Annotated in this window: 1 pseudogene; it reads left to right on the top strand. The window is 63.6% G+C overall.

Going from position 1 to position 478, the window contains the following annotated elements:
* Positions 1–478: pseudogene (locus tag JWG43_RS17920) on the top strand (methyl-accepting chemotaxis protein); the annotation flags it as partial.

Below are 478 nucleotides of genomic sequence, written 5' to 3'. Positions count from 1 at the left end.
GCTCTGCGCAAGCTGATCCCCGCCGCCGACAACCAGATCACCGTCAGCCCGCTGGAGCAACTGGGCGGCAAGCCGGTGATCTCCATCCTGGTGCCCCGTGGTGCCGATTCCGCCTATCTCTATTACCTCAACATGAGCGAGTTCAAGGCGCTGCTGGCGAAGGTGAGCAGGGAGGGGCGTTACTTCTCCCTGAGCGACAGTCAGGGCCAGGTACTCTACAGCAGCAAGCCCCAGGGAGAGACGGAGAGCCGTCCCAACAAGCTGGATATCCGCGGTAGCAGCTGGACCCTGACCGGCTATATCGATCTCGACTACATCCGGGCCATGACCCAGGCGCTCAACGGCAAGATCACCCTGGCCCTGCTTGGGGTGGCTGCCCTGGTGCTGCTGATCTCCATGGTGGCCCTCAACCTGGCCCATCGCCCCATCCTCTCCCTGCGCGATCTGGTGCAGGAGCTGTCCCGGGGCAGTGGTGATC

Source organism: Desulfobulbus alkaliphilus (assembly GCF_016918545.1).
Taxonomy (GTDB): Bacteria; Desulfobacterota; Desulfobulbia; order Desulfobulbales; family Desulfobulbaceae; genus Desulfobulbus; species Desulfobulbus alkaliphilus.
Note: the sequence above shows the minus strand (reverse complement) of the source record. Positions and strands in the feature narration are given on the sequence as shown.